The 19959-nt window shown below is 75.7% G+C and carries 18 protein-coding genes and 1 tRNA gene; 9 read left to right on the top strand and 10 right to left on the bottom strand.

Annotated features, from left to right (window positions below):
- Together GSF02_RS12960 and GSF02_RS12955 are read right to left on the bottom strand one after the other, a co-directional pair.
- A partial coding sequence (locus GSF02_RS12960) for a MerR family transcriptional regulator (RefSeq protein ID WP_201308919.1) occupies nucleotides 1–366 on the bottom strand: 366 nt, incomplete at its 3' end.
- Between the two features lie 13 nt (nucleotides 367–379).
- Complete coding sequence (locus GSF02_RS12955) at nucleotides 380–2524, bottom strand: amylo-alpha-1,6-glucosidase (protein ID WP_201308918.1); 2145 nt, start codon at nucleotides 2522–2524, stop codon at nucleotides 380–382.
- A gap of 156 nt (nucleotides 2525–2680) precedes the next feature.
- On the opposite strand from GSF02_RS12955, the gene GSF02_RS12950 reads away from it, so the two are divergent.
- A complete protein-coding gene (locus tag GSF02_RS12950) occupies nucleotides 2681–3841 on the top strand; it encodes a glycosyltransferase family 4 protein (RefSeq protein WP_159797119.1) in 1161 nt (386 codons plus the stop codon).
- A 66-nt stretch (nucleotides 3842–3907) separates the two neighbouring features.
- Here the strand turns inward: GSF02_RS12950 and GSF02_RS12945 are convergent, their stop codons facing one another.
- Nucleotides 3908–4252, bottom strand: a complete 345-nt coding sequence (locus GSF02_RS12945) for a hypothetical protein (RefSeq protein ID WP_159797116.1) — start codon at nucleotides 4250–4252, stop codon at nucleotides 3908–3910.
- Nucleotides 4253–4420: 168 nt separating this feature from the next.
- Here GSF02_RS12945 and GSF02_RS12940 point away from each other — a divergent pair, with 168 nt between their 5' ends.
- The 3 genes from GSF02_RS12940 (at nucleotide 4421) to GSF02_RS12930 (ending at nucleotide 7828) form a co-directional block, all read left to right on the top strand.
- Nucleotides 4421–4825: a RidA family protein gene (locus tag GSF02_RS12940; protein ID WP_159797113.1), complete on the top strand. Its 405-nt coding sequence runs from the start codon at nucleotides 4421–4423 to the stop codon at nucleotides 4823–4825.
- Nucleotides 4826–4913: 88 nt separating this feature from the next.
- The gene (locus GSF02_RS12935) at nucleotides 4914–6686 is read left to right on the top strand and encodes a sensor histidine kinase (protein WP_159797110.1); all 1773 of its coding nucleotides are present in this window, start codon (nucleotides 4914–4916) and stop codon (nucleotides 6684–6686) included.
- Complete coding sequence (locus tag GSF02_RS12930; RefSeq protein ID WP_159797107.1) at nucleotides 6683–7828, top strand: hypothetical protein; 1146 nt, start codon at nucleotides 6683–6685, stop codon at nucleotides 7826–7828. Before GSF02_RS12935 ends, GSF02_RS12930 begins: the two co-directional genes overlap by 4 nt.
- 10 nt (nucleotides 7829–7838) lie before the next feature.
- On the opposite strand, the gene GSF02_RS12925 is transcribed toward GSF02_RS12930, so the two are convergent.
- Nucleotides 7839–8246, bottom strand: a complete 408-nt coding sequence (locus GSF02_RS12925; protein WP_408003895.1) for a response regulator transcription factor — start codon at nucleotides 8244–8246, stop codon at nucleotides 7839–7841.
- A gap of 85 nt (nucleotides 8247–8331) precedes the next feature.
- Between GSF02_RS12925 and GSF02_RS12920 the strand changes: the two genes are divergently transcribed.
- Nucleotides 8332–8991 (top strand): hypothetical protein, encoded by a 660-nt coding sequence (locus GSF02_RS12920; protein WP_159797104.1) that lies wholly within the window; start codon nucleotides 8332–8334, stop codon nucleotides 8989–8991.
- 91 nt (nucleotides 8992–9082) lie between these two features.
- On the opposite strand, the gene GSF02_RS12915 is transcribed toward GSF02_RS12920, so the two are convergent.
- Nucleotides 9083–9358: a hypothetical protein gene (locus GSF02_RS12915; protein WP_159797101.1), complete on the bottom strand. Its 276-nt coding sequence runs from the start codon at nucleotides 9356–9358 to the stop codon at nucleotides 9083–9085.
- Between the two features lie 179 nt (nucleotides 9359–9537).
- Between GSF02_RS12915 and GSF02_RS12910 the strand changes: the two genes are divergently transcribed.
- Complete coding sequence (locus GSF02_RS12910) at nucleotides 9538–10395, top strand: thymidylate synthase (RefSeq protein WP_159797098.1); 858 nt, start codon at nucleotides 9538–9540, stop codon at nucleotides 10393–10395.
- Nucleotides 10396–10400: 5 nt separating this feature from the next.
- Entirely contained in the window at nucleotides 10401–10976 is a 576-nt protein-coding gene (locus GSF02_RS12905; protein WP_159797095.1) for a dihydrofolate reductase, read from the top strand.
- A gap of 255 nt (nucleotides 10977–11231) precedes the next feature.
- On the opposite strand, the gene GSF02_RS12900 is transcribed toward GSF02_RS12905, so the two are convergent.
- A complete protein-coding gene (locus tag GSF02_RS12900) occupies nucleotides 11232–12773 on the bottom strand; it encodes a xylulokinase (protein ID WP_159797093.1) in 1542 nt (513 codons plus the stop codon).
- 135 nt (nucleotides 12774–12908) lie between these two features.
- Complete coding sequence (gene xylA / locus GSF02_RS12895) at nucleotides 12909–14075, bottom strand: xylose isomerase (protein WP_159797089.1); 1167 nt, start codon at nucleotides 14073–14075, stop codon at nucleotides 12909–12911.
- Nucleotides 14076–14172: 97 nt separating this feature from the next.
- On the opposite strand from xylA, the gene GSF02_RS12890 reads away from it, so the two are divergent.
- Entirely contained in the window at nucleotides 14173–15378 is a 1206-nt protein-coding gene (locus GSF02_RS12890; protein ID WP_201308917.1) for an ROK family transcriptional regulator, read from the top strand.
- 256 nt (nucleotides 15379–15634) lie between these two features.
- Nucleotides 15635–15707: transfer RNA gene (locus tag GSF02_RS12885), tRNA-Arg, on the top strand.
- Nucleotides 15708–15758: 51 nt separating this feature from the next.
- Here the strand turns inward: GSF02_RS12885 and GSF02_RS12880 are convergent.
- The 3 genes from GSF02_RS12880 to GSF02_RS12870 form a co-directional block, all read right to left on the bottom strand.
- Entirely contained in the window at nucleotides 15759–16988 is a 1230-nt protein-coding gene (locus GSF02_RS12880; protein ID WP_159797083.1) for a saccharopine dehydrogenase family protein, read from the bottom strand.
- Between the two features lie 39 nt (nucleotides 16989–17027).
- A complete protein-coding gene (locus tag GSF02_RS12875; RefSeq protein ID WP_159797080.1) occupies nucleotides 17028–19112 on the bottom strand; it encodes a SpoIIE family protein phosphatase in 2085 nt (694 codons plus the stop codon).
- Between the two features lie 115 nt (nucleotides 19113–19227).
- On the bottom strand, nucleotides 19228–19944 hold the full coding sequence (locus tag GSF02_RS12870) for an SIR2 family NAD-dependent protein deacylase (protein WP_159797077.1): 717 nt from the start codon (nucleotides 19942–19944) through the stop codon (nucleotides 19228–19230).
- Between the last annotated feature and the right edge of the window lie 15 nt (nucleotides 19945–19959).

The raw sequence follows: 19959 nt of genomic DNA, 5'->3' as shown, positions 1-19959 counted from the left end.
CTCGCCGACCTGCCGGCGCAGCTCGAGGATCTTGCGGACGCCCGGCAGCGTCACGCCCTCCTCGCCGAGCTGGATGACCTCGCGCAGCCGCTCGATCTCGTCGGCCGAGTACCGCCGCTGGTTGCCCTGCGAGCGGTCGGGCTGGACGATCTCCAGCGCGTCCAGCCGCCGCAGCTGAGCGGCCGGGACGTCGAGCAGTGCCGCGACCTGGCCGATCGTGTAGAAGGGCTCGTCCGACCGGATCCGGTCGGTGGTCCGGTCCGACGCCGAGCCGGCCGCCGGGCCGTCCGCGGCGCCGGGCGAGCGCACGCTCTCGTCGCCGGTGCCGCCGCCGGGCCCCGGTCGACGCGCCGCGTCGTCGCTCACCGCACCCGCTCCTTCAGTCTCGGCCCACGTCCACCCGGTCCTCACCGGCGGTCACGGAGACCCGGTCGTCGCCCACCGCGAGGTTGTCGATACGTACCGTACCGACGCGTCCCTCGGGCCGGCCCGCCCGCACCCCGCCCGCGGCGTCGGGCTGCAGGTCGAGCGTGATGCGCAGCACCTCGAACGGCACGGCCGCCGCCCAGGCCTGCGGCGAGCACGACGTCGGGTACGGCACCGGCACGGGCTTGTCCCGCCGGTCGAACCCGCAGAACAGCTCCGGCAGCCGGCCGCCGAAGGCGCGCGCGGCGTCCACCAGGCCGTCGGTGACCCGGGTGGCCTCGCCGCGGTAGCCGTACGCCGCCATGCCCGCGGCCGCGAGCACCGAGTCGTGCGGCCACACCGAGCCGCGGTGGTAGCTGACGGGGTTGTAGCCGCGCGCCGCCGCGCTCAGGGTGCGGACCCCGAACCCGGTGAACATCTCCGGCGACACCAGCCGCTCCACGACCTGGCCCGCCACGGCGTCGTCGACGACGCCCGTCCACAGGCAGTGGCCGACGTTGGAGGAGACGACGGCGAGCGGTCGCTTGTCCCGGTCGAGGGCCATCGCGTAGAACCCGAGCTCCGGCACCCAGAACGCCTCGTGGAAGCGCCGCTTGACCTCGGCGGCGCGCTCCAGCCACCGCGGCGCCTCCTCGGGCCGGCCGAGGCGCTCGGCCAGGTAGGCCCGCGCGCGGCACGCCGCGTAGACGTACCCCTGGACCTCGGCGAGCGCGATCGGCGCCTGCGCCAGGGTGCCGTCGGCGTGCACCATGGCGTCGCCGGAGTCCTTCCAGCCCTGGTTGACCAGGCCGCGGTCGGTGCGGCGCACGTACTCCACCAGGCCGTCGCCGTCCGGGTCGCCGTGCTCGGTGATCCACCGCAGCGCGGCGTCGACGGCGGGCAGGAGCGGCTCGATCTCCGAGCGCGGCGCGCCCCAGCGCGCGGCCTGGCCCACGAGCATGACGAACAGCGGTGTGGCGTCGACCGAGCCGTAGTAGACGCTCTGGCCGCCGAGCGCCAGGGACAGGTCGGCGCCGAGGCGCACCTCGTGCAGGATCTTGCCGGGCTGCTCCTCGGAGCGGGCGTCGTCGCGCGTGCCCTGCAGCCGCGCCAGCGTGCGCAGCGTGCCGAGCGCCAGGTCCGGGGCGAAGGGCAGCGCCATCCAGCTCGTCAGCAGCGAGTCGCGGCCGAACAGGGCCATGAACCACGGCGCGCCGGCGGCGACGACGTCGTCCTCCGGGTGCTCGGGGTCGACGATGCGCAGCGCGCCCAGGTCCTCCTGGCTGCGGGCGATGGCCTCGGCCAGCGCCGGGTCGTCCACGCGGATCTCGGGGTTCGCGGCGCGCCACCCGCGCATCCGTCGCACGGGGCCGCTGGCGTCCACCGGCGCACCCGCCGGGAAGGACGTGGGGATCTCGTGGCCCTCGACGCTCGCGACCACCTCCACCGTCGTCGTCCACGCCTCGCCCGGCGGCACGACGACGGACCAGCGCAGGCGGCCGGGCGCCGCGACGGCGGCGGGGGCGCTGATGCGCACGCCGCGGGACCGGGCCCCGTCGAGCCAGTAGACGAGGTCGCTGCCGACGGCGCGGTGGCCGACGTCGCGGCGGGCGCGCCGCCGCCCGTCCTTGACCTCGAACAGGTCGGCGAAGTCGCACTCGACGACCAGCTCCACGTCGAGCGCCGCGGCCTCCAGGCCGTGGTTGCGGATCGTGACGTCCTCGCGCATGCCCTGCGCCACGAGGCGGTGGCGCTCGACCACGAGGGTGGCGTCAGGGTTGCCGTCGCGGGCCGGCCCGCGCCCGACGAACGTCGCCTCGAAGGGCTCGGAGCCGATGACCGACAGGGAGTCGACGGGGGTGCCGTCCACGAGCAGCCGCCAGGCGGACACGATGCGGGTGTCCCGGACGAACAGCCCGTGCGTCGCGCCGGGGTCGACGTCGCCGTCCAGGCCGGACACGCAGAAGGAGGAGCCCTCGACGAGGGTCACGGTGGGCCGCGTCACCGGTGCGACGGTGCTCGGCACCGGGGCCTTGGTGGCGGGGCCGGTCGCCGCGGGCTCGAGGGGCTGCGTCGTCGTCATCTGCACCTCCGTGAGGTCGTGGCTGCGTCGGGGCATCGCTGCGACGATGCCGCCATTGCACTCCAGGGCTATCTAACCTATAACTCGATTTGCAGGTTGCTCTCACCTCGAGATGGAGCCCTGCGTCCGCCGCAGATCGACGAGCGGCCCTCGGCCGCCGCGGCAGACCTTCGCGCACCGTAGGGAGGTTGCATGTCGTCCAGGTTCCCGTCGGCGTCCTCGGCCCGCGCCGAGGCTCCCGCCCGCACCGATGCCCCGCTGCGCATCGGGATGGTCGCCCCGCCGTGGTTCTCCCTCCCGCCGGCCGGCTACGGCGGCACCGAGGCGGTCGTCGCCGGGCTGGTCGACAAGCTCGTGGAGCGCGGGCACGACGTCGTGCTGGTGGGGGCGGGGGGCAACGGCACCGCCGCGGAGGAGTTCCACGCCGTCTACCCGACGCCGCCGACCGCCCGGCTCGGCGAGCCGGTGCCGGAGGCCGTGGCGGCGGCCTACGCCCGCCAGGTCCTGGCGGATGCCGGCGTCGACGTCGTGCACGACAACACGCTGTGCGGGCCGCTGCTGGCCACGGGCCGGGACGTGCCGACCGTCGTCACCATGCACGGGCCCGTGACCGGCGAGAACGGCTGGTACCACGAGCTGCTCGGGCGCACCGTGTCCGTGGTCGCGATCTCCGACGCCCAGCGTCGCCTCAACCCGCGCATCAACTGGTGCGGCACGGTGCACAACGCGATCGACGTCGCGTCCTTCCCGATGCGGGCCGACAAGGACGACTACGTCCTGTGGGTCGGCCGGTTCAGCCCGGACAAGGCGCCGCACCTGGCGATCGACGCGGCGCGCGAGGCCGGGCGGCCGATCCTCCTGGCGGGCAAGCTGAACGAGCCGGGGGAGCACGCCTACTTCGACGCGGAGGTCCGGCCCCGCCTCGGCGCCGACGCGCAGTACGTGGGCGAGGCCGACGCCGTGACGAAGCGGGAGCTGTTCTCCGGCGCCCGCTCGCTCGTCTTCCCCATCCAGTGGGAGGAGCCGTTCGGCATGGTCATGGTCGAGGCCATGGCCTGCGGCACGCCGGTCGTGGCCACCCGGCGCGGCAGCGTGCCCGAGGTGGTGGCCGACGGCGAGACCGGCGTCGTCGTGGCGCCCGACGCCGACGCGCGCCGGCTCGCCGAGGCGATCGACGCCGCCGAGGACCTCGACCCGTGGGCGTGCCGGCGGCACGCGGAGCGGCGGTTCGACCTCGCCGTCATGGCCGAGGGGTACGAGCGGGTGTACCGCTCGCTGATCGAGCCGGTCGACCTGGACGGCGACGACCGGCGCGACGAGGGGCGCGACGCCGCGGGCCTGCTCGCCGCCTGAGTCCTGCTGCGGCCGCGGGCCGGTCCCCGCCCGCCCGCGGCCGGGCCGGCGGGCAGGGCGGACGGCTCACCCGGCGGAGAGGGCTCCGTCGACGAGCCGCACGACGTCGAGGGGCCCCTCCGCGGTGGCCAGGACCTCCTCGAGGTGCACCGACAGCAGCGCGAAGGCCTGCCACTCGCGGGGGCGCCGGGGCCACAGCGCGTCGAGGTCGTCGACGTCGAGCGCGGCGACGTACGCCTCGAGCTCCGCGTCGGAGAGCTCCCACCGCACGGGAGCGTCGACGAGCCCGGGGAACGCGTCGATCCGGACGGTGTCGCCGGAGACGATCTCCAGCCTGGCGTCGCCGCCCCGGGTGAGCTGGCGGACCAGGCGAGCGCGGACGGAGGCGTCGTCGGGGGCGGGGCGGGGCACGCCGGCAGCGTAGCGGCGAGCGTCGGGGGGATGACCGGTCTCCCGGCCCGGGCGGCCGGGCAACGCCGACGCTCGCCGGTCCTCGCCCGCCCGCGGCCGGCCCGGCGCGTGCCCGCGGCGCGCGGCAGACTGCCAGCAGGGGGACCTGGCCGCTCGAGGAGGAACGCCATGACCGCTCTGCCCGCCCGCCTGCCCACCCCCGTGGACCCGCCCCAGCTCTTCCGCAGCCCGGCCTTCGCGCAGGGGATGATCGCCCCGGCCGGGCGGACCCTGTACGTCGGCGGCCAGAACGGCATCGACCGCGACGGCGAGCTGCTCGAGGGCATCGTCGACCAGACGCAGCAGGCGCTGCGCAACCTGCTCGCCGTGCTCGCGGCGGCCGGCGCCGGACCCGAGCACGTGGTCAAGCTGAACGTCTACCTCGCCGCGGGGTACGACCCCGCCGAGGGGTATGCCGCGACGCGGTCGATCTGGGGCGACCACCGCACGGCCGTGACGGTGGTGGCCGTGAGCCCGGCGCGTCCGGGGGTGCTGGTGGAGATCGACGCGGTCGCGGCGCTGCCGGAGGACTGATCGCGCCCGTCCGGGGCACCGTGGCGGCGCGGTCCGGTCGCCGCACGGCGGCTCCGTGGCGCCGTGCCCCCGGGATACAGTTCGCGCCATGGTGGCGGAGGCAGGGGAGCCGCGCCGGGAGGAGGTGACCGACCGGCGCTCCGCGGTGTTCCTCGTGCACCTGCCGTTCGTCGCGACCGCGGGCCTGGCGACGGTCGGGCTCACCGTCTACGACCACGCGATGGTGGTCGGCGCCGCGTACGTGGCCGGCGTCGTCGTGCTGGTGGTCGCCCTGGCGCTCACGCTCCTGGTCCCGTGGCAGCGCCTCGGCCGGCGCGCCGAGCTGGTCGTGCCGCTGCTCGACCTGCTCGCCACCGCGCTGTTCGTCGCGAGCGACGCGCCGGTGTCCCTCCTGGCGGTCTTCCCGGTGCTCTGGCTCGCCCAGCGGCAGGGGACCCTGGGCGTCGGCCTCGCGGTCGCGAGCGCGTTCGTGGTGACGTGGCTGCCGACGGCGCTCACCGGCGCGGCCGTGACGCAGACGCAGGTCGCGCGGGTCGCCCTGGTGCCCGTGGTGCTGGCGGCCGTGGCCCTGTCCGTGGGCGGGATCCAGCGCCGCTCGGACGCCCGCACCCTGCTCATGCGGCGGCAGGGCGAGGTGCTGCGCCGCGCGGCCGCCGAGCTCGGCTCGGAGCGCCGCCTCCTCGAGGCCGTGCTCGGCACCGCGGGCGCCGGCATCCTCGTGATCGACGCCGAGGGGCGGCTGGTGCTCGTCAACCGGCTCGTCACCGAGGTCACGCACGGCATCCTGCGCCCCGGCCTGCGCATCGACGACCTCCCGCCGGACCGGTCGGTCGCCCCCGAGGGTGTGGCGGTCGAGGACGGGCCGCTGCACCGCGCCGTCCGCGGCGAGGAGCTCGACAGCGAGGTGGGCTGGTTCGACCTGCCGGTGGGGCGCATGGCCCTGCGCGCGTCGGTGGTGCAGCTCGACCACGCCGACCCGCACACCGGCGGCCGCCTCGCCGTCGTGACCTTCGAGAACCTCACCGAGCAGCTCACGGCGCTGGAGCTCAAGGAGGACTTCGTCGCCGCCGCGTCGCACGAGCTGCGCACGCCGCTGACCTCGATCGTCGGCCACCTGGAGCTCGCCGGCGACGCCCCGGACGTGCCCCCGGCGGTGGCCAGGCACGTCGACGTCGCCGCGCGCAACGCCGACCGGCTCCTGACGCTCGTCGGTGACCTGCTCACCGCCGCCGCGGCGCGCGGCGGCGACCTGGCGCTCACGCGCACCGCCGTGGACCTCGCCGCCGTCGTCGACGAGGCGGTCGCCGCGATCTGCCCGGTGGCCGGGGCGGCCGGGCTGCGCGTGGGGTGGACGCCGCCGGCCGGCGCCGCGCCGGTGCTCGGCGACGCCGTGGCCCTGCGCCAGGTGGTGGACAACGTGCTGGACAACGCCGTGAAGTACTCCGACGCGGGCGGGACCGTCGAGGTCCTGCTGCGCGCCGGCTCCGGGCGCAGCGGCGACGGCGACGTGGTGCTGCTGGTGCGCGACGAGGGCGTCGGCATCGCGCCGGAGGACGTCGAGCAGGTCTTCACCCGCTTCTACCGCGCCCGCGCCGTCCGGCACGGCTCGCGGCACGGCACCGGGCTGGGCCTGCACATCTGCCGCCAGGTCGTCGAGGCGCACGGCGGCACCATCGACCTCGAGAGCGTTCCTGGCCGCGGCACCACGGTGCGCGTCCACCTGCCGCTCGCCGGGGCGGCGGCCGTCGAGCCGACGACGACCCGCGACGCGGGCACGGATGCGGCGGGCACGGACGCGGAGGGCACGGACGCGGAGGGCACGGACGCGGCAGGTACGGGCACGACGGGGGTGGGCGCGTGACGGGGCTGGACGAGACGACGCTGCTCGTGATCTCGCCGACCGTCCAGCTCGTGGTCGGCGCGCTGTACGTGCTCAACGTCTGGCGGCGCGGCCGTCCCGACGTCGTCGACCGCTGCTGGACGCTGCCCTACCTCGCGGCGATCGTCACCACGTTCGCCTACCTGGCGAGCGACGCGTCGCCGGCGCTGTGGTGGGCGGTGGCGCTGGGCAACGCCTCGTTCGTGCTCGCGCTCGGCGCGATCTGGGCGGGCGCACGCGCCCGCGAGGCGCGCCGCCCGCTGCTGTGGGTCGTCGTCGCGAGTGCGGGCGTCGCCGCGCTCGCGGTGCTCGTCGAGGGGCCCGACGGCGGCCCGTGGGCCGGTGGCCTGGTCTACCTGCTGGCGATCGCGGTCTGGGGGATCCTCGCCGCGGTCGAGCTCGTCGGCCGGTCGCACGGTGCCCGCCGTTCCCCGGAGGCGGTGGCGCTGGGGCTGACGTGCGCGGTGGCGGGGGCCTACTACGCCACGCGCGCGGTGGCGTTCGCCGCCGGCGGGCCGGAGTCGGAGCTCTTCGCGCGGTACCTGCCCACGTCCTCGACGACCCTCATCAACCTGCTGCTCATTCTCGTGGGGGCGTTCGCGATGATGGCGCTGCGCACCCGCGAGATCGCCGAGGTGGCGTCGGTGCGCTACGACCCCGTGCTGGGCACGCGGACGCTGCCGTACCTGCTGCGCACGGTCGCGGCGCGCGAGGGAGCGGGCCGCGTGCAGGTGCTGGCGCTGCGGCTGCGCGACGCCGGTGCGCTGCGCGACGCGTTCGGCCGGGGCGGGCGCGAGGACGCCCGCCGGCACCTGGCCGACGTCGTGCTGGACCTGCTGCCGACCGGAGGCGCTGCCGCCACCGACGCGTCCCGGGGCGACGAGATGGTGGTCGTGCTGCCGGCGGACGCCGACGGCGCGGGCTGGCTGCGCGGGCTGCGCCGCGCCCTGCTCGACCACCCGCTGCGCCTGGATGGCGACACCGTCGGGCTCGACGTCGGGTCCGCGCTGGCCGTGGGCCCCGCCCGCGACGTCGAGGCGCTCGTGCGCACGGCGCGCTCGGGCCTGGGTGGCGAGGTCGGCGAGGAGGCGCGCAGCGAGGACGCGCGGGGCGCGACCGGCTGACCGGGATCGGCTAGCGAGGCCGCTGCAGCAGCGCCTCGATCCGGGCGCGCAGCTCGCGCGGCCGGAACGGCTTGGTCTGGTAGTCGTCGGCGCCGGCGTCGAGCCCGGCACGGGCGTCGTCCTCGTCGGTGCGTGCCGTGAGCATCACGACGTACGTGTCGGAGACCGCGCGGATGCGGCGGCACACCTCGAAGCCGTCGATGTCCGGCAGGCTCACGTCGAGCGTGGTGACCAGCGGGTCCGTCCGCCGCACGGCCTCGACGCCCTCGTGCCCCGTCGCGGCGGTCACCGTCGTGAAGCCCGCCTGCGTGAGCACGGTGTCGAGCAGGTCGCGGATGTCCGAGTCGTCCTCGACGATGACCGCGGTGCGCTCCCGAGCGTCGGTCGGGGCGCCGGTCGGCGTCGGTCCAGCGGTCACGCCGAAACACTAACCGGGTGCCACCCCGGACGCAGCGCCTGGCGTCGACGCGCGGGGGCGGGGCACCGCTGCCACCATCAACAGCATGACTGCTGGTGGTGACGAGCGACGGGGCGCGGGCGCGGGCCGGGCGGGCGGCCCGGAGACGGGCGGGGGCTCGGCGGGCGGCCCGGCGGGCGGCCCGGTGACGGGCGGGGGGTCGTCCGCGGCCGCCGAGCCCGCGCCGGCCCGCGACTGGCGTGCTGTCGCGCGCAGGGCGGTGCTGTGGTTCCTGGTCGCCGCGATCGTGCTGGTGGTGTTCTGGCTGCTGGCGCGCTACCTGCCGGGCTGGTGGGCCGGGACCGTCGGCGACCTCGTGCACGGCGAGTTCTCCCTCGGCGCCTGGTGGGGCCTGTTCTTCGGCACCGTCTTCACGTTCCTGCCGGTGATCGTCATCGGCCAGACGATCCGGCCCTGGGACGGCTGGGAGCCGCCCGTGCTGCTCACCGGGCTCGGGCTGCTGCTCGCGGCGCCCAACTGGCTCACGCTGTGGGTGGCGGTGGGCCCGAACCCGTCGGCGCGGGCCGCCAGGCTGGTGCTCCACGCCGACGCGCCCGGGTTCGGCGGCGGCACCGGCTGGGGCGCGCTGATCGGCGCGGCGCTGGGCGTCGCGCTGCTGCTGCTGTGGCGGGGCTGGCGGCGTCGCGGCCGGGAGCTGCGTGCGATGCGCCACGAGCGCCAGGGCGCGCCCGGCGACGTGGGCTGACCGCCCGACGTCGGCCGCCGCGCACCGGCCGCCCTGCGCGGGCCGCCGTGCGCCGGCCGTCCTGCGCCGGCCGCCGTCGGGCGCGGGCCCTCTAGTCGTCAGCCTCGGCCGTGGGGATCGTCCCCTTGGTCGCGGAGATGACCGCTGCGGCTCCGAGCCCGGCCGCGAGCAGCGGTGCGCCCACCGTGGTGGCGACGGTGGCCACGATGCTCAGCAGGGTGGCGATCAGCTCGAGGCCGGGTTCCCGGCTGACCCACAGCGGGTAGTCACCGATGAGGAAGTTGGGGATGAACCAGCCCACGAGGAGCCCCACCGCGAGCAGGATGGCGCCCACCTTGATGAGCAGGGGTGCGGTCACGAACTTCAACGCCTGTCTCCTTCGTCCGCGGCCCTTCTCCGCTGAAGGACCTCAGTGAGCACCGGGGCGCTCGGCCCCGACGCTATCGGCCCACCCGCCGGGCAGGAACCCCTCGGCGGGTGAGGTCCGCCGCCGCGGGCCCGCGGCGGCCACCGGCGCCGTCGGACGCCGCGCCTACACTGGCGGCCATGAGCGACGCGCTGCGCGAGGCCCCGGTCCCTGCCACCCTCGCGACGGGCGGCACGGCCGCCGTCGCCACGCCGTACGAGGACCTGCTGCGCGACGTGCTGGAGAACGGCACGCACAAGTCGGACCGCACGGGCACCGGCACCACCAGCGTGTTCGGCCGGCAGATCCGCTACGACCTGTCACAGGGCTTCCCGCTGATCACGACCAAGCGCGTGCACCTGAAGTCCGTGGTGTACGAGCTGCTGTGGTTCCTGCGCGGCGACTCCAACGTGCGTTGGCTGCAGGAGCACGGCGTCTCGATCTGGGACGAGTGGGCCTCCGCCGACGGCGAGCTCGGCCCGGTCTACGGCGTGCAGTGGCGCTCGTGGCCCACGCCGGACGGCCGGCACATCGACCAGATCCAGCAGGTGATCGAGCAGATCCGCACCAACCCCGACTCGCGCCGGCTGATCGTCAGCGCGTGGAACGTCGCGGAGATCTCCAACATGGCGCTGCCGCCGTGCCACCTGCTGTTCCAGTTCTACGTGGCCGACGGCAGGCTCAGCTGCCAGCTCTACCAGCGCTCGGCGGACATGTTCCTCGGGGTGCCGTTCAACATCGCCTCGTACGCGCTCCTGACGCACATGGTGGCGCAGCAGACCGGCCTCGAGGTCGGCGAGTTCGTCTGGACCGGCGGCGACTGCCACGTCTACGACAACCACCTCGAGCAGGTGCGCGAGCAGCTCTCCCGCGACGCCTACCCCTACCCCCGCCTCGAGCTCGCCCCGCGCGGCTCCATCCTCGACTACGCCTACGAGGACGTGCAGGTGGTTGGCTACCAGCACCACCCCGCCATCAAGGCGCCGGTGGCGGTCTGACGCGCGTGATCGGACTGATCTGGGCCCAGGCGCACGACGCCGAGGGGCGTGCCGTGATCGGCGCGGGCGGCGCCATCCCGTGGCGTGTGCCGGAGGACTTCGCGCACTTCAAGCGCACGACGTCCGGGCACCCCGTGGTGATGGGGCGGCTGACGTGGGAGTCCCTGCCGGCGAAGAACAGGCCCCTGCCCGGGCGAACCAACGTGGTGGTCACGCGCGGCTCGCGGCCCGTCGTCGAGCCGGTCCGGCCGCCGGCGCCCGCGGACCCCGACGCGACCGTGCGGGTGCTGGCGCCCGCCGGGCCGCGGCTGGTGGTCGTGACCTCGCTCGAGGAGGCGCTGGCGGCCGCCGAGGACGCCCCCGGCGGCGAGGACGTCTGGGTGATCGGCGGCGGGCAGGTCTACGCCCAGGCGCTCGGCCGCGCCGACCGCTGCGTGGTCACCGAGGTGGACCTCGAGGTCGAGGGCGACGCGTACGCCCCGGCGCTCGACCCGGAGCAGTGGGAGCTGGCCGACGACGGCGAGTGGCAGACGTCGTCGTTCGGGCCGCGCTACCGGTTCCGCACCTACGCCCGCCCCTGACGCCGAGATAGAGACCCCGCGCGCCGAGATAGAGAGCCCGAGCGCCGAGATAGAGAGCTCTCCGCCCGAGGTAGAGAGCCTTGTCCCGAAGTAGTCGGCCCCGCGCCGAGGTCGCCGGTCCGTGAACGCCGAGACCTGAGTTGTGGTTGCCTCCGAGGCCTCGGAGGCAACCACAACTCAGGTCTCGGCGGACGCCCTCTCTATCTCGCGAGGGGGCCTCTCTATCTCGGCGTCGTTGGGCGGTGGCGAGCCGCGTCAGACGAGGTCGCGCACCGCCGCGTACTGCTCGCGGATCTCCGGCTGCGGGTCGGCGTCGAGCGTGGTGGCGACCGTCGTCGACCACTCCGGCGCATCGACGGCCTCGCCGGCGCGCGCGGCGGCGAGCACCCACGCGGCCTGGCGGGCGGCGCCGTCGGCCACGTACTCGCCGGGCTCCGGCACGGCGATGGAGACGCCGAACACCTGCGGCGCGATCTGCTGCACGGCCGGCGACTGCGCCGCGCCGCCGATGAGCATGACCCGCTCGATCGGCACGTCCAGCGCGCGCAGCGCGTCGAGCCCGTCGGCCAGGCCGCAGAGCATGCCCTCGACGTAGGCGCGGGCCAGGTGCTCGCGGGTCGAGGTCTTCAGGCGGATCCCGTGCAGCGTGCCGGTGGCGTCCGGGCGGTTGGGGGTGCGCTCGCCCTCGAGGTAGGGCACGAGCACGAGGCCGTCGGCCCCGGGCGGGGCGGCCAGCGCGAGGCGGGCCAGCTCGTCGAACTCGACGTCGAGCACGGTGCGGGCGGCGTCGAGCACGCGGGCGGCGTTGAGGGTCACCGCGAGCATCAGCGAGTTGCCGGTGGCGTCGGCGAACCCGTTGATGGCGCCGGAGCCGTCGGCGGTGCGGGTCGGCGCGACGGCGGACACCACGCCGGAGGTACCGATGGAGATGGCGATGTCGCCCGGGCGCATGCCCAGGCCCAGCGACGCCCCGGCGTTGTCGCCGGCGCCCGGGCCGATGAGAGCGCCGCCCTCGACGTCGGCGCCCGCGACCGACGCGTGCGCGACGCCGCCGGCCTCGGTCGGCGCGAGGACGCGCGGCAGCACGACGTCGTCGCGGCCCAGCGCGAGGCGCAGCAGGTCGCGGCGGTAGGCGCCGACGCCCTCGTCCGCGCCGTCCGCGCCGTCCGCGCCAGCCGCGCCGCCGTCGGACGCCGCGGCGTCGGCGTCGTAGTACCCGGTGCCGGACGCGTCGGAGCGGTCGGTGAAGAGCTTGTCGAGCTGCGGGCCGAGCGGCGCGCTCGGGTCGCCGGCGGGGCCGTAGCCGGCGATGCGCCAGCTCAGCCAGTCGTGTGGGAGCGCCACGGCGGCGATGCGCGCGGCGTTCTCCGGCTCGTTGTCGCGCACCCAGCGCAGCTTGGTGACGGTCAGGGATGCCACGAGCACCGACCCGACGGCGTCGGCCCAGCGCTGGGCGCCGGCCTCGCGGTCGCCGTCGCCGAGCTCGCGGATCAGGTCCTCGGCCGAGCCGGCCGAGCGGGTGTCGTTCCACAGCAGCGCCGGGCGGACGACGCGGCCCTCGGCGTCGAGCGCCACCAGCCCGTGCTGCTGGCCGCCGACGGCGATCGCGGCCACGTCGTCCAGGCCGCCGGCGGCGCGGGCCGCCTCGCCGAACGCGTCCCACCAGTGCTGCGGGTCGACCTCGGTGCCGTCGGGGTGCTTCGCGGAGCCGCTGCGGACCAGCCGTCCGGTGTCGGCGTCGCGGACGACGATCTTGCAGGACTGCGTGGAGGAGTCCACGCCGGCGACGAGGGGCATCGTTGCTTCCTTCGGAGGGGGCGGGGCGGGGCCCGGACGACGAGGGAGGGGGAACGCCGTCGTGGGCGGGGCCCCGGCGGCCACGCGAGCAACGCGGCCACGGGACCCCGCCCACCGGCAGGGGACTGCTTCGGCTCAGCCGATGAGGTGCTTGAGCGCGAGCTGGTGCAGGCGCACCAGGCCGTAGTCGCGCTCGGCGGCGGCGTCGATGTCGAAGTCGGCGTCCACCGAGGAGTCGGCCAGGAACGCGTCGAACGACTCGCCCTCGGCCAGCGTCGACTGGCCGAGCTCGAAGATGCCGGCGTGCTCGAACGCGGCCTGGACCTCCGGGTCCTCGCGGTAGGCCTTGGCCTTGGCCGCGAGCATGTCGTAGGTCTCCATGTTGGCCTTGGCCGACTCCCACACGCCGTCGAGGTACTCGGTGCGCGACGGCTTGTAGTCGAAGTGGCGCGGGCCCTCGTAGCGCGGGCCGCCGTTGGGGGCGCCGTTCTCGAGCAGGTCGACCGTGAAGAAGGCCGAGAGCAGGTCGCCGTGGCCGAACACCAGGTCCTGGTCGTACTTCGGGCCGTGCTGGCCGTTGAGGTCGATGTGGAAGAGCTTGCCGCAGTACAGCGCCAGCGCGATGCCGTGCGTGTAGTTGAGGCCGGCCATCTGCTCGTGGCCCGTCTCCGGGTTGAGGCCCACGATGTCGCCGTTGTCGAGCGTGTTGATCAGCGCGATGGCGTGGCCGATCGTCGGCAGGAAGATGTCGCCGCGGGGCTCGTTCGGCTTCGGCTCGAGGCCGATGCGCAGGTCGTAGCCCTTCTCCTTGATGTAGGCGGCGACGGTGTCGATGCCCTCGGCGTAGCGGGCGTGCGCCGAGATGAGGTCCTTGGAGTTGTCGTACTCCGTGCCCTCGCGGCCGCCCCACATGACGAACGTGGAGGCGCCCATCTCGGCGGCGTTGTCGACGCTGCGCAGCACCTTCTTGAGGCCGAAGCGGCGCACGTCGCGGTTGTTCGAGGTGAACGCGCCGTCCTTGAACACCGGGTGGGTGAAGGTGTTGGTGGTGACCATCTCGCAGACGAGGCCGGACTCCTCGGCCGCCTTCTTCACCGCGTCGATGTTCTTCTGGCGCACCGACTCGTCGGCGCCGAAGGGGAACACGTCGTTGTCGTGGTACGTGAAGCCCCACGCGCCCAGCTCGGCGAGCTTGCGGATCGACTCGGCGGGGTCCAGGTCCGGACGGGTCGCGGTGCCGAACGGGTCGTTCGCGGGCCAGCCCACGGTCCACAGGCCGAACGAGTACTTGATGTCGCTCACGGTGGTCTCCTCGTCGAGTCGTCGTGGCCGTGCCGCTCCGGCGCGGCCATTTGTTGGATGGCTGAACTATTACCCGGCGCTCGGCTACAGTCAAGCCATGACCGCCGAGCCGACGACGACCGCCCGCGGGGCCGCCGCGCGTCAGCACACGCTGCGCGAGCGCAACCTCCGGCTCGTCGCCCGCGCGGTGTTCGACGCGCCCGAGCCACTCTCGCGCGCCGACGTGGCCGCCGCGACCGGGCTGGCGCGGGCCACCGTGTCGACGCTGGTGGACCGGCTGGTGGCCGGCGGGCTCGTGGCCGAGCTGCCGCCCGTCGCCGCCCAGCGCGCCGGCCGCCCCGCGGTGCCGCTGCAACCGGCGGCGCGCACCGTCGTCGGGCTCGGGCTCGAGGTGAACGTCGACTACCTCGGCGTCACCGTGCTGGACCTCGCCGGGCAGGTGGTCGAGCAGCGCGTGGAGCCGGGCTCGTTCCACGACAGCGACCCCGACGTCGTGCTGCCGCGGCTCGGCGCGCTCGCGCGCAAGGTGCTCGACGACGCCGAGGGCGCGGGCATGCGCGTGGCCGGGGCGCGGCTGGCGCTGCCCGGCCTGGTCGACGCCCGCACCGGCCTGCTGCAGGTGGCACCCAACCTCGGCTGGTCCTCGATCGACCCCGTGCCGCCGCTCGGGCTGCGCACCCGCGACGGCGAGCCGCTGCCGGTCGAGGTGGCCAACGAGGCCAAGCTCGCCGCCGCCGCCGAGCTCGCCGGCGACGTGCCGCCGTCGTTCCTCTACGTCTCCGCCGACGTCGGCATCGGCGCCGGCATCGTCGTCGACCGCCGGCTGTTCCTGGGGGAGCGGGGCTGGAACGGCGAGATCGGCCACGTCGTCGTCGACCCGGCCGGGCCGCGCTGCTCGTGCGGCAACCACGGCTGCCTGGAGCAGTACGCCGGCAAGGAGGTGCTGCTGCGCGAGTCGGGGCTGGCCGCCGACGCGCCGGTGGAGGCGCTGGTGTCGGCGCTGCGTGCTGGTGACGCTTCTGCTGTGGCCGCGGTGGAGCGCGGCGCGCGCGCGCTGGGGCAGGCGCTCGCGGCGTTCGTGAACCTCGTGGACGTGGAGACCGTGGTGCTCGGCGGTGCCTACACGGCGCTGTACGACTGGCTCGGCGGCGTCGTGGCCGACACGGTGCAGACGACGGCGCTGGCCGCGCCGTTCTCGCCGGTGGCGGTGCGGCGAGCTGCGGCCGGGCCGCACGCCGCGACCGTGGGCGGGGCGCGCGAGGTGCTGCGCGAGGTGCTGGCCAACCCCGCCGCGTGGGTGTGACGTCGCGCTGCGCCCGAGCCTGTGGCGGTGCCCCCTCCACTCCTGACGCGTGAGCTCGGCAGGTCGTCGTCAGGTCGGCACCTTGAGCTGCCGATCTCGCGACGAGCTGCCGAGCTGGCGACGACGTGCCGACGTCGCGCGGGCGGGAGCAGGCTCTCGGCTCACCCGCGGAGCCGGCAGGGCGCTAGGCTGTGGGCGGTCCGTCGCCGGGTGCTGCCCGACGGCGGAGCAGGTCGCCTGCTCGTGGGCGGCCCGAGCGCCTGTAGCTCAGTGGATAGAGCACCGCTCTCCTAAAGCGGGTGTCGAAGGTTCGAATCCTTTCAGGCGCACCTCATCGCCGTCTCGTCCCGCTCATCCCGCCACCGCGGGGTGCCAACGGATCAGCGCGGCGCCGCCTCGTACGTGTGGCCCGCAGCCCGCAGCCGCTCGACCAGCACGTCCCCGATCCCGGTGGCCGGCGTCAGCGACCCCGCTCTGTCCGGCAGCCGCTCCTCGTCGAACGCCAGCGCGAGCGCCGACTCCCCGAGCATCATGGCGGTCGCCGCGTACCCCGGGTCGCCCGACCCCGCCGCGACGGCCTCGTAGCGCTCCCCGGCTGCCGTCACGGCCCGAAGCTCCGTCCGGAACCACCCGGCACGGCGCGCCTCCTCGTCGGGCCCGCTCCCGGCGTCGGGCAGCACCCGGTCCAGCAGCGCCCGAGCGGGCGGCACGGCGAACGCCGCCGCCGCGACGCCCATCCCGGCGGTGAGCCCGAACGCCCCGAGCGCCCCGCCGACCCCGCGGCCCACCCCCACGACCTCCCCGTACCGCAGCCCCCGCCCGTAGGCCCAGCCCTGCAGCGCGTTGGACCGCCGCACCACGCGGGTGTTGACCGACGCCATCGGGAAGGGCGCGGTCCACCGGCCGTCGACGAGAAGGCTCGGACCCAGGAAGTCCGACGGCTGGGACACGTCCGGCTCAGCAGCGCGGTCCGGGCTGAGCGCGAAGGGGTCGGCGAGCAGCCGCCGCACCGACGGGTCGCCCGCGCCGAGCTCGACGACGCCGCGCATCGACGCGACCGTCCCGCCGCTCACGCCGCCGCGCGCCGAGGCCACGGCCAGCACGCGGCCGAGCGGGCCGGCACCGGCGGCCTCGACGCGCCGGTGCAGGGTCAGCACGGCCAGGTCGGACGGGACCGAGTCGTACCCGCAGCAGTGCACCAGCCGCGCCCCGGACGCCCGCGCGACCGCGTCGTACCGGTCGATCGCCTGGCGGACGAACGGCACCTCGCCGGTGAGGTCCGCGTAGTGCGTCCCCGCCCGTGCGCAGGCCTCCACCACCGGCAGCCCGCGGCGCAGGTACGGCCCCACGGCGCTGACGACGACGCGCGCGGAGCTCGTCATCGCCGCGAGCGACGCCGGGTCGGACGCGTCCGCCACCAGCAGCGGCCACCCGCGCCCCCGCGCAGGCAGCTCGGCGCGCGCCCGCTCGACCTTCTCCCGCGACCGCCCCGCGAGGGCGATGCAGGCGTCGTCCGGCGCGTGCTCGGCCAGGTGCGCGGCGACCAGCCGCCCGACGAATCCGCTGGTGCCGAAGACCACGATGTCGTGGTCGCGGGAGTCGCGCGTCATCCGGGATGGTCCCCACGCCGCGGGCTGCGCCGCAACCGGCTACGCCCGCAGCCGCACCGCCACCAGCGCGACGTCGTCGGCCGGGTGCTCCGGCACCATCCGCGCCACGACCTCGTCGCACAGCTCGTCGAGCTCCAGCCCGGCGAGGTCGCCGAGGGCCTGCGCCAGCCGGTCCATGCCCGTGCGCAGGTGCTGGTCGCGGCGCTCGACGAGCCCGTCGGTGTAGAGCACGACGGTGGAGCCGGGGACGAGCGCCACGGAGCCCTCGTGGCGCTCGCTGTCCGGCATGATCCCCAGCAGCGCGTCGGGCCGGCTCGCGACCAGCGGCGTGACGGCGCCGCCGCCCGCCTCGACCAGCATCGGCGGGGGGTGCCCGGCGCTCGACCAGCGCAGCCGCGTGCCGCCGTCCGGCATCGGCTCGAGCCGCGCCACGACGGCGGTGGCGATCGCGTCCGACCGCAGCGTCCGCAGGGCCCGGTCGACCTGCGTCAGCAGGCGGGCGGGGCCGGCGCCGGTGGTCACGGCGATGCTGCGCAGCGCCGAGCGCACGTGGCTCATGGTGACGGCGGCGGCCAGGTCGTGGCCCACGACGTCGCCGATGACGACGACGGTGCCGCCGTCGGGCTGGGCGAACGCGTCGTACCAGTCGCCGCCCACCTGCGCCACCTGCGCGGCGGGGTGGTAGCGCACGGCGATCTGCAGGTGCTCGGGCTGGACGGGGGCCGACAGCAGCGACCGCTGGAACCCCTCCGCCACGTGCCGCTGCTCGCGGTACAGCCGGGCGTTGTCCAGGGCCAGGGCGGCCCGGCGCGCGACGTCCTGGGCGGTGACCAGCTCCTCGGCCGTCAGCGGTTCGCGGCCGGCGCCGCGGAACAGGCTCAGCGCGCCCACGGTGCGCCCGCGCGCCCGCAGCGGCAGCACCGTGCCGGTCTCCGGGGCGAGGCGGGCGACCAGGTCGTGGGCCTCGCCGGGCTGCAGCACGGACTGCAGCGACCGGGAGGCGGGGCGGTCGACCGTCACGGGGGCGCCGGACGCCATCGCGCGCTGCAGGTACGACTCGCCCTTCAGGTGGTCCAGGCGGACGGTCGCGAACCGCTCGACCAGGGAGCGCAGGCGCTCGTCGACGTGCCAGGCGCCGATCTCGTGCATGTGCCGGGCGTGCTCGTCGATCCGCCACGACGTGATGTCGTGCAGCCGCCTGCCGTGCGGCGTGCCGTCGTCCTCCTCCACGAGGCCGACCAGGCACCAGTCGGCGAGGGACGGCACCACGAGCTGGGCGAGCCGGGCCACCGCGTGCTCGACGTCGAGGGTCTCGGTCAGCTCCTCGCTCACCCGCGAGGCCAGGTCGGCGCGCTGCGCGGCCTGGGCGAGGCGGTCCTGGTCCTGGCGCCGGTCGGTGATGTCGAGGAAGTACACCGACAGGCCGTCGGGGCTGGGCCACGCCCGCACCTCGTACCAGCGGTCGAGCGGGGCGGGGTAGTACTCCTCGAACCGCACCGGCTCCCCGGTGTCCATGGCGCGGCGGTAGTGCCGCTCGAAGTCCGACCCGAGCGCCGCGGGGAACAGGTCCCACACCGTGCCGCCGACGAGCCGGTCGCGCGTGCTCGCCAGGATGCGCTCGGCCTCGGCGTTGACGTAGGTGAAGCGCCAGGCGTGGTCGAGGAAGAAGAACGCCGACGGCATGGCCTCGAGCACCCGCTCGACCCGGGCCTGGCTCTCCTGCGTCGCGGTGGCGTCGTAGGCAGCGCCGATGAGCCGGACCGCGCGGCCGTCCTCGCCCGGGATCGCGCGGCCGCGCGCCCAGATCCAGCGCGACGTGCCGTCCGGCAGGAGGCTGCGGAACTCCGGGGCGTACTCGCCGCAGGTGTCCCGCGCGCGCTGCAGGGCGTCCGCGACGCGGGCGACGTCGTCCGGGTGCACGCGGCGCAGGAAGCTCTCGATCGTGCCGTCGAACGCGCCGTCGTCGTACCCGAACATCTCGAGCAGCCGCCGGTCCCAGTGCAGCAGGCCCGTGCGGAAGTCCCAGTCGAACGTGCCGATCTGCGCCGCCTGCACCGCGAACTCGGAGACGTCGCCGGCGGCGACCGTCGGCAGGGGCGGAAGCTGCGTGCCGTCCTGCGCCATCCACCCTCTCCTCGCCGCCGGTCCCGCTGAATCGTGACCACATCGTGCACGCCTCGCCACTCCACGCTCGCCACCGCCGGCCTCGTCTCGTGCGCCGAGACCGGCACGGCGGCGCTCAGCCCGCCAGCAGCTCCTCGACCAGCGCCGGGACCGCCTCGTCGATCGGCTCGCGCAGCACCCGGTCGGCCAGCCGGTCGTACGGCGTCGGCTCCGCGTTGACGACGACGAGGTCGGCGCCGTGGTCCAGCGCCACGAGCGGCAGCGTCGCCACCGGGTGCACGGTGAGCGACGTGCCGACGGCCACGAACACCGAGCAGGCCTCCGCCGCCCGGAAGGCGCGGTCCAGCGCGGCCTGCGGCAGCACCTCGCCGAAGTACACGACGTCCGGCTTGAGCACCCCGCCGCAGCGCGGGCAGCGCGGGTCCGGCTCGGCGGGGACGCGCGCGAGCACGTCCGCCGTCGGGCCGCTCCAGTCGCACCGGGTGCACGACGTCGTCGCCGCGGACCCGTGCAGCTCCACCACGTCGTCGGGCGCCGAGCCGGCCGCCTGGTGCAGCCCGTCGAAGTTCTGCGTCAGCACCGCCTCGAGCACCCCGGCGTCGGCGAGCTCCACGAGCGCCCGGTGCGCCGCCGTCGGGCGCGCGTGCCACCCCGGGTGCGCCGCCCACCAGCGCCAGCCCGCCGCGCGCACGTCCGGCTCGGCGAGGTAGGCGTCGATCTCCAGCAGGCGCGCCGCCTCCGGGTGGCGGGTCCACACGCCGTCCGGCCCGCGGAAGTCCGGGATGCCGGAGCCCGTGGAGATGCCGGCGCCGGTGAGCACGGTGACGGTCACCCGGCCACCGTACGG

Origin of the sequence: Puerhibacterium puerhi, from assembly GCF_009846865.1 — a bacterium.
Classification (GTDB): Bacteria; Actinomycetota; Actinomycetes; order Actinomycetales; family Cellulomonadaceae; genus Puerhibacterium; species Puerhibacterium puerhi.
This window is presented reverse-complemented; position numbering and strand designations above follow the sequence as displayed.